At 42.6% G+C, this 8,639-nt stretch carries 9 protein-coding genes; 5 read left to right on the top strand and 4 right to left on the bottom strand.

Features of this window, described 5'->3' with window-relative positions; all coding sequences use genetic code 11:
- From Q8N22_01720 to Q8N22_01710, 3 genes are all read left to right on the top strand, one after another.
- Window positions 1-608: nickel-dependent hydrogenase large subunit (locus tag Q8N22_01720; GenBank protein ID MDP3052657.1), on the top strand; the 608-nt coding region annotated here is incomplete at its 5' end.
- Window positions 609-905: 297 nt separating this feature from the next.
- Window positions 906-2,846: a prepilin-type N-terminal cleavage/methylation domain-containing protein gene (locus Q8N22_01715; GenBank protein MDP3052656.1), complete on the top strand. Its 1,941-nt coding sequence runs from the start codon at window positions 906-908 to the stop codon at window positions 2,844-2,846.
- Between the two features lie 46 nt (window positions 2,847-2,892).
- Entirely contained in the window at window positions 2,893-3,273 is a 381-nt protein-coding gene (locus tag Q8N22_01710) for a four helix bundle protein (protein ID MDP3052655.1), read from the top strand.
- A 300-nt stretch (window positions 3,274-3,573) separates the two neighbouring features.
- Here Q8N22_01710 and Q8N22_01705 read toward each other — a convergent pair whose 3' ends face one another.
- A complete protein-coding gene (locus Q8N22_01705; protein ID MDP3052654.1) occupies window positions 3,574-4,797 on the bottom strand; it encodes an RNA-directed DNA polymerase in 1,224 nt (407 codons plus the stop codon).
- 16 nt (window positions 4,798-4,813) lie between these two features.
- On the opposite strand from Q8N22_01705, the gene lepB reads away from it, so the two are divergent.
- The gene (gene lepB / locus Q8N22_01700) at window positions 4,814-5,446 is read left to right on the top strand and encodes a signal peptidase I (GenBank protein ID MDP3052653.1); all 633 of its coding nucleotides are present in this window, start codon (window positions 4,814-4,816) and stop codon (window positions 5,444-5,446) included.
- 30 nt (window positions 5,447-5,476) lie between these two features.
- Here the strand turns inward: lepB and Q8N22_01695 are convergent, their stop codons facing one another.
- Genes Q8N22_01695 through Q8N22_01685 form a run of 3 tightly spaced genes read right to left on the bottom strand, consistent with a single transcriptional unit; the run spans window position 5,477 to window position 7,272 of the window.
- The gene (locus tag Q8N22_01695; protein ID MDP3052652.1) at window positions 5,477-6,094 is read right to left on the bottom strand and encodes a DUF6390 family protein; all 618 of its coding nucleotides are present in this window, start codon (window positions 6,092-6,094) and stop codon (window positions 5,477-5,479) included.
- 43 nt (window positions 6,095-6,137) lie between these two features.
- Window positions 6,138-7,064: a DMT family transporter gene (locus tag Q8N22_01690; GenBank protein MDP3052651.1), complete on the bottom strand. Its 927-nt coding sequence runs from the start codon at window positions 7,062-7,064 to the stop codon at window positions 6,138-6,140.
- A gap of 4 nt (window positions 7,065-7,068) precedes the next feature.
- Window positions 7,069-7,272, bottom strand: coding sequence for a HypC/HybG/HupF family hydrogenase formation chaperone (locus tag Q8N22_01685; GenBank protein MDP3052650.1), 204 nt, complete (start codon window positions 7,270-7,272; stop codon window positions 7,069-7,071).
- Window positions 7,273-7,307: 35 nt separating this feature from the next.
- Here Q8N22_01685 and Q8N22_01680 point away from each other — a divergent pair, with 35 nt between their 5' ends.
- On the top strand, window positions 7,308-8,624 hold the full coding sequence (locus Q8N22_01680) for a hypothetical protein (GenBank protein ID MDP3052649.1): 1,317 nt from the start codon (window positions 7,308-7,310) through the stop codon (window positions 8,622-8,624).
- The last annotated feature ends 15 nt before the right edge of the window (window positions 8,625-8,639 follow it).

Genomic DNA, 8,639 nt, shown 5'->3' with positions numbered 1-8,639 from the left:
AAAATTATCCGGGCTACGATTCAGTTGAAATTATCTCAAATAAAAATGATTATTCTTCAATTGAAAATTACAAAGACGACATCCGTGAAGAAATAAGAAAAAATTCCACGGCAAAATTCTCCAAATACAAAAAAAGAGAAGTGATGGTCGGAGCTCTGGCCCGGCTGGCTACTCACCATAACTATTTAGCTCCGGAGTGCCAAAAATATCTTAAAGAAATTGATTTTAAAAATCCTTTTTATAATAATTTCGCCCAAGCCGTAGAGATTTTGCATTTTTACCAAAAGGCCAGGGAAATTATTAAAGTTTTGCTTCAGGAAAAATTTGACCCAAGAATTATTTCTCCGGGCGACCATCCGCTTCTTAAAGGCATCGGCGCGGTAGAGGCGCCGCGGGGCGGCTTGTATCACGAAATTCATTTAGACGACAAAGGGAAAATAATTTTCGTCAATATTATCACGCCGACGGTTCAGAACCTGACTTCCATTGAAAAAAGCGTTCAGGCGATTTTAGACCAGTCGCCCAAAATTTCCCAAGATGAAGCCCAGAAATTAATTGAAATGCTCATCCGGGCTTACGACCCTTGTATCACCTGCGCGGTTCACTAACGTTTTTTAGCATAAAAAATGCTATAATATTGTTATGAAACTTTTTCACCTCTTCCAATCCTTGTCACAAGTCCCGAGAGAGAGAGAGAGAGAGAGAGAGAGCCAAAGCGCGGCTAGTAAGCAGGTCCGCCGCTTAGCAATAATCAATTTCCTCCTGATTCTCACCGTCGCCTTTTTGATCAAGGTGGTTTTTGATTTGAACAGCAGTTTAACCAACCCGCCCCATCAGAGCGGGGTTTTTGTTTCTCCTGCTCGAGCAATCAACCAGAGTCGTTAAATCAATATCAACCAATATCTATGAATATCAATAAGTATCAATCAACATCAAACCAAGGCGGCTATACCCTGATTGAATTGCTGATTTATACAGTCATCTTCGCCATCTCCGTCGGGGTCTTTTCCGGCGTCCTCGTCACCTTCACCCGGGTTCAGACCCAGACCTCGGCTGATGCCGAGCTCACCCAGCAGCTGGCCTTTGTCCAGTCAACCATCCAAAGGTTGGTCAGGGAAAGCGCCAACATCCAAAATCCGGCCGGAGTGGCTTCTTCCACCCTGGTCCTGAGAATGGCTTCGTCTTCTTTAGATCCCACCATCATTTCTTCCGATGCAAACGGCATCTATCTCCAACAGGGCACGGGAGAGGTCATTCCCATCACCAACAACCAGGTAAAGGTTGCCCAGTTTCAGGCCACCAAATACGAAAACCCCGACGCCCACGCCATTGTCCAGGTCAACCTGGCTTTGACCTACAACAGCCAGAATCCCTACCAGCAGATAACGAGAGCCCTCAAGATCGCCATCGGCAGAGTGAGTGCCGCTACCTTTGACGATAGCCTAGTGCCTAACACCGACAATTCTTTCTCCATCGGCATCGCTTCCACCAACCGTTGGAAAGACATCAATATTTCCAATCTTCTCAACGTGGGCCAACTTACAACTGACCCCGTGGCCGGAGCCCAGAACGGGTCCATCTATTACAACACCGCTTCCAACGCTTTCCGGGGTTATACGAGCGGCAGTTGGTCTGTTCTCGGAGGGGTGGGCTGGGCCGCTTCTTCCACCGCTATCTACAATACCAATGCCGGGAATGTGGGCATCGGGACGACAAATCCTGGTTTAAAATTGGACATTTTAGGAGATAACGGACTTCCAGCAACAACTGGCTCAACACAAACAGGGAGTTTTCGTATAGGGCAAGGATTAAATAATGGTGTTATGGATTTTGGATTCTACGGAAGCGGACCTACTGGTTGGATACAGGCTACCAACAGAGCAACTCTTGGCGTTTATCATAATTTATCGTTAAATCCAAACGGCGGCAACGTCGGCATCGGGACGACGACTCCCACCGCAGGGAAATTAGTTGTCAACGGAACCATTGACGTTTCCAGCAACAGGATCACTTCGGTTGCCGCTCCGACCGCTTCCACCGACGCCGCCACCAAAGGATACGTGGACGCCGCCGCCTCAACTGCCTTAATAACTTCAACCGATTGCGCTACCGCGGGCTGGACTTGGGACTCCAGCCAAAATGTCTGCGTCTCTCCGAGAAAATATATCACCAGTAGAACTACCTGGAACTCCTGCGGCACGTATTACGATGCGGGCGGCTGGGTCAACGGACCTGACAACGCCACCTGTCCCCCCACTTATGATAATCCGTCTTACCAAATATACGGCTCCACTATTTATCTTCCCGAATACACCTGCGTCGTTACCGCCTCCACCGACACTATGGTAGAAAGAATGCAGGCCTTTGTGGCTTTCACCTCGGGCGACGCTTCGGCAACCACCTTTGGAAGTTTAATTCAAATGGGAACCAGAGAAACCGACAACGCGGCCCACAAAAACTGGTCCGCCTTAGCCGTGGCTGACTGCGTGGACGGCGTAAAAGACCTGGGTAAATACTACCAGCCCCAGGAAGGTTGCCCCTCAAACTTGACCAACTGCAATAACTACTCTTACTACGGCGAATACAACACCAGAAACAATATGTTGCTGGGCTGGACCGGCGCTTCCGGCTCCCATCTTCCCGACCCGGCAGAATACCGGCAATCCTGCACTAACCTTTCTTTGAGCGATAGCGGTTACTGGTTATGGTCGGCCGCGGTTGGCAGCTATAACGGCACCTACTGGTCCGGCAATGCCCGGGTATTGGGCGGCAGCGGTTGCAGTTCGGAGGGCGGCAACGACACCGGCTACCCAGGCCGCTCGTTTCGCGTGTTCGTCCGTCCGTAGGGCAGGATTGATCATTTGATAATTTAAATTTTTTTAAAAAATTTTTATGGCTCAGTTTGCTCACTTGCCGATTTACAAAAAGTCGTATGATCTGGCGCTTTTTATGCATTGTTTGACCATTACTTTCCCCCGCGAGCATCGTTATACTTTTGGCGCCGGATTAAAAGAAAACAGCATAGAATTATTGCTTTTAATTATTCAGGCGAATTCTAAAATTGATAAAAGAGAAGTTTTGGAAAAAGCTTCGGAAAAGCTGGAAGAAATTAAAATTTTGGTCCGGCTTGGCCACGATTTAAAAATTATCGGCATTAAAAAATACGAAGAAAGCGCGAGAATATCTGAAGAAATTGGAATGCAACTGGGAGGGTGGATTAAATCGCAAAATAAGAGTAATATTAATTTGCCAGAATCGAATCGTTTATTATAAAGAATGTAAACCTTACCTTCTTGATGTGCGGTTCGAGCGCGCAATTCAATCCTGCCACTCGCCCCTCTTTGTTTACAAAACAGAGAATTTTGCTGCCAAAGCAGTTGTTTGAAGATATTTTCTCTTTGAACAAATAATTAGTGGGTGAGCGTTATGGTCGGCCGCGGTTGGCAACTATAACGGCAACAACTGGTCCAACAATGCCCGGATATTGGGCAACAGCGGTTGCAGTTCGGAGAACAACAACAACACCGGCAACCCAGGCAACTCGTTTCGCGTGTTCGTCCGTCCTAAGCGGGATTACTCCGTAAAGGCAAGGCGTTGCTTTGCCTTTACGCGATAGGCATAGCGAATCTTAAAATATTCATATTTATAATTTATCGGAAAGAAGCAATCTTTTAATCTTCCAAAATGTTTTTCGTAGATATGTCTCCTAAGTTTAAGCGAATGTGAATGCCGCAAAAAACCGTAATAAGAATTGATGGTGGATAAAATTTGTTCCAATTTTTTAAGGTCGGGAATATTAATTTGTTCCAATTCCAAGTTGAATTTAAAAAGGTTTCTTTTAAGATTGCGGACAGTGCGGTTACGAATGAGGGTGTGATAGGGTTTTATAAAATAGCCGACAAAGTCGATGCCGTGGCCGACGGATTGGAGGACTTGTTTACGCGGATGCAATTTCAATCGCAGTTTATCGCGCAAAAAGATTTCAATTTCCAATCGCCGATATTTTAAAGTGTTAATATCTTCCGCCAAAAGCGTAAAATCATCCACATACCGGCAATAATAACGGCATTTAAGTTCCCGCTTTATGAAGTGATCAAGCTCATTTAAATAAACATTGGCGAAAAACTGGGAGGTGAGATTGCCAATCGGTAGCCCTCTGCCTTCGCCGGAATGGAAAAGCGACTTATGAGGCGGGATGAGAGAAAACAATTCAGGGTCGCCTTTAACGAGGTAATTTTCCGTTGGTTTGGAAAAAATAATAATCTTAGCCAGCCATAAAATTTCTTCTTTTTCCCGAAAAGGGATAAATTTTTCCGGCGCTTGGGATATCGTTTTGCTGAAAATGTCAAAAAGAATTTTTTGGTCAATGCTCATAAAAAAACCGGAAATGTCCAGTTTCAGGTAATACGCTTCCCTTCGGAAATTACAGGTGATGCGCCGCACCTCGCGTTCTAAATATTTTACCGCCAGATGGGTGCCTTTCCCTTTTTGGCACGCAAAAGACTGAAATATAAATTTTTTCTGAAAAAGCGGTTCCACTTTTTTTATGAGCAGATGGTGCACAACCCGATCGCGGAAATCAGCGGCAAAAATTTCGCGCGGCACGGGGTCGGTGACGACAAAACAAATACTGCGGCCGGGGCGATAAGTTTTATTTTTCAATTCGCGCTCAAGAGCAAGTAAATTGCTTTCTAAATTTTGTTCAAAGCGGATGGCGTTAAGGGTATTGCTTTTGCGGCGGCGGCAGTCAAGGTAGGCCTTGTATAATTTTTGAAAGTTGAAGAGATAATTTGCCACAGGGTATAATGTAATAATGATAAACTCAAAATTCAATAAAAACACCGTTATTTTTATTTTACTCTTATTGTTTTTGCTTTTCGCTTTTATTTATATAGCCAATCAAAACAAGAAGCGGGATAATCTTTCAAATTCTGAATTTGAAAGAAGCGCCCCTTTGGGATATCTCCCGCAGGGAGACAAAAACAATATTCAGGAAAATTGCGTTACCAAGATTGAAAACCGCCTGGTCCGCGGCAATTCACTTTCGGGATTAATCGAGGATGGCGCTTCGGTTAAAATTCTTTTTGATTTTTATAATTGCAACGAGGTAATGGCCGGCGATATCATCATTTACAACTATTCCGGCGATCCGGAGCCGCTGATTAAAATCGTCAAGGCCGTTCCCGGAGACAGATTTCAGTTGGAACAGTCGCCAGACGGATGGAATATTTTGGTTAACGGCGAAATCCTTAAAAATTCCCAAAGCCGGCCTTATATTTTAGACGCCAGAGGATATAAAATGCTTTCGCTTTACGAAAACGACTACAAAGGAATTATCCCCACCGCCGCTTATTTGATTTTGGGCAATCTTTCAAACGGCTCTCTTGACAGTTCTCGTTTCGGCTTAATAGACAAATCCGATATTTTAGGGAAAGCGGTTTTTTGAGTAATGTCTATAAAAAAATAATGCCAAGAGCTACTTTCTCTTGGCATTAAAGTTTTGGAGGATTTCTTCGGTGATTTCGGTTAATCTTTTGGCTTCGGCCGGGCTGATAATTTCGGCCGCATTGGCGTAATGAAAGCTGATAAAGTCGCCTATTTTGGCTTTTAGTTTCAGATGATTTGTTATTTTTATTTTCGCTGGTTTTCCCAAAACCAAGCCGTTTTTTTTCCGGACAACCGGCTGGTATTCAATTACAAAATAATTTTTCCCAACTTTTTTTATTTTGCCACAAGCAGCCAGGCATTCGTTCATGTGATTAAGCTCAATCTTTTTTAAAGGTTGGCTGTAGGCGATGGCGGCTACGGTGTGGTTATGAAAAAAACCGGTATCGGGCCGGGGGGACTTGAAGGCTGTCGGCCATCCTCTCCAATAAAAAGAAATTACCGCGAGCGAAAATGTATCAGAAAGTTTATTGGCCTTGGCAATGGCGGAATAAAACCTGTAAGGGACCAATGCTTCTAAAATTTTTTCAGCTATCCGGTCATTTTCGCTTTTGCCGAGAATAAAACCAAGCAGTTTTTCACAAACTTTCAATCTTTTGGCGGTATTACAATTCCAGCTGTAACTGGCCGCTAATTTTAAACCTTCCATTTTATTTCCTCCTTTTGTTTTATTTTTTTGACAAAGAGCCGGTTTAAGTTTGGGCATCGTGAAATAAGAGAGAAATTTTTTTGGTTAATCCCGAAATTTCTTTTAAGCCCAAAACCAAGATTACCCCGAAAACAATAAAAATGCCAGCTAAAATTTCCTGGGGATTAACGGAACGGCCGGATACTAAATTAAGCAGGGTGGTTATTGGAGCGCCTAAAGTTAAAATTGCCGCGGCTTGCGAAACGGGGATATGTTTTAAGCCGTTGTACCAGGTCAGAACATAACCCAAAAGAATAACCGCGGTGATTATTATCCAATTAATTTGTTTGAAAGAAAGACGGGTTATTAAAGACAGCTGACTGGTGGCCGACAAAAAAATAAGGATAAACAGAGAGCCAAAAAACATTCTTCCCCAGCCGACAATTTTTCCCGAAAGTTCCTTCAAGGCGTATTTGGAAATGACATTTTCCATCGCCCAGAAAAGAGTGGCGATAAATATCAAAAGCGCTCCTTTATTTAATACCAGTAAAGACGATTTCCCCAATAAAAATAAATTGCCAAGCATTAAGAACGAGCCGCCGATTAAAAAATTTTTATTTAATTTTTCTTTCAGAAAAACCGAAGCCAGCAAGGCCACATAAATAAACATAGTTTTTTGGATGAACGAACTTTCCGCGGCGTTGGTTAAAGAAAGCCCTTTAAAAAACAGCAGGAAAGGCAAGCTGCCGCCGACAAGTCCAATGGTCAAAAGCAGCCCCCATTGTTTTTTTGTCAGCGCTTTTAAAGCTTTCCAGTCTTTCAGTCCGAGAATCAAGCCGGAAATGGCAACGACCACTAAAATATTTTTAAGGAAAGTAAAAATATAAGGATTAATGGCGCTGACGCCGTATTTGTTAATAAAAATTGAAAAACCGGAAATAATAGCCGTTCCTAAAACCAATAATAATCCTTTTTGCCGCGGAGAATTCATTTATTTATGTCTTTATAAGTTTCAAAATTTTTTCGGCTTCTGATTTGGGCAATTTATTCAACGCCATTTCGCCATGGACTAAAAGGTAATCGCCAATTTTGACGTTTTTTAGCAGGCAGGTATTAACCCGGTGCGAATGGTTTTGGTTTTTGACTACTGCCCAATCTTTTTCTATTTTTGCTACCTTGCAGGGAGTGGCTAAACACATAATTGTATTATAAAATGACTGATAATTAATAACAAATGACCAATAACGTTGACCGGCAAAAAAAGGCCTGGGTGATAGGAGTGGCTATGGGCTACGGACATCAGAGAACGGCTTATCCTTTGAAAGAATTCACTTATAACGGAAAGGTTATTAACGCCAATAACTATGAAGGCATTACCAGAAGAGACAGAAATATTTGGGAATTAGCCAGAAATTTTTATGAAGCAATCTCTGATTTCAAAAAATTTCCCTTGCTCGGGAACGCCGCTTTCGGTATTCTTGAAAAATTCCAGAAAATTCTCAATTTTTATCCCAGAAGGGATTTATCAAAGCCGAACATCTCCTTAAGAGTTATTTTTTCTTTTCTCAAAAGAGGATGGGGAAGGGATTTGGTCTCAAAATTGGACAAAATTCCCTTGCCTTTAATAAGCACTTTTTTTACTCCGGTTTTTATGGCCGAAGTTTTTGGTTATCCGGGCGATATTTATTGCGTTATCTGCGATGCCGATATCGCCAGGACCTGGGTTTCTTTAAATCCGGCTCAAAGCAAAATAAAATATTTCGCTCCCAATTCCTGGGTGGTGGAAAGATTAAAACTTTACGGGGTTAAAAAAGAGAATATATTTTTAACCGGCTATCCTTTGCCTTTGGAAAATACCGGAAGCGAAAAATTGGAAATCGCGAAAATAGATTTGGGCTACCGGCTTTTGAATCTTGACCCGCAAAAAACATACCGCAAGGGATATTATCCTTTGATTGAAAAATACGTCGGTCTTTTGCCTGAAAAACCCGACCATCCTTTAACCATTATGTTTTCCGTGGGGGGCGCCGGGGCGCAAAAAGAAATAGCGATTAAATACGTCAAAAGTTTGGCTGAAAAAATTAAAAATCAGGAAATTAAAATTATTTTAGTGGCCGGCATTAAAGAAAATGTTTATAAATATTTTTTGGAAAATATAAAAATTCTCGGCTTGGAAAATTATTTGAATAAAAATATTGAAATAATTTTCGCCGATACCATAGACGATTATTTTGCGCAATTTAATCAAAAACTGCGGAAAACCGATATTTTATGGACTAAGCCGAGTGAACTTTCTTTTTATACCGCTTTGGGTTTGCCTATAATCATCGCTCCGCCGCTGGGGTCTCAGGAAATTTTTAACCGGAGATGGCTTTTGAGAATGGGTTCGGCGCTGGACCAGGATAATCCCAATTATGCCGACCAATGGCTTTTTGACCTTTTGGCCAACGGGAGCTTGGCCGAAGCGGCTATGGAAGGTTTTGTGGAAGCCGAGAAACTGGGAACTTACAAAATCAAAAAAATAATTTTCAAAAAATTATTAAGACGCTGATTTACGCTGATGAGA

The organism is bacterium (assembly GCA_030693325.1).
GTDB lineage: Bacteria > Patescibacteriota > Minisyncoccia > UBA6257 > MFKM01 > MFKM01.
The sequence above is the reverse complement of the archived record's forward strand: the minus strand, read 5'-3'. Positions and strand labels throughout refer to the sequence as shown.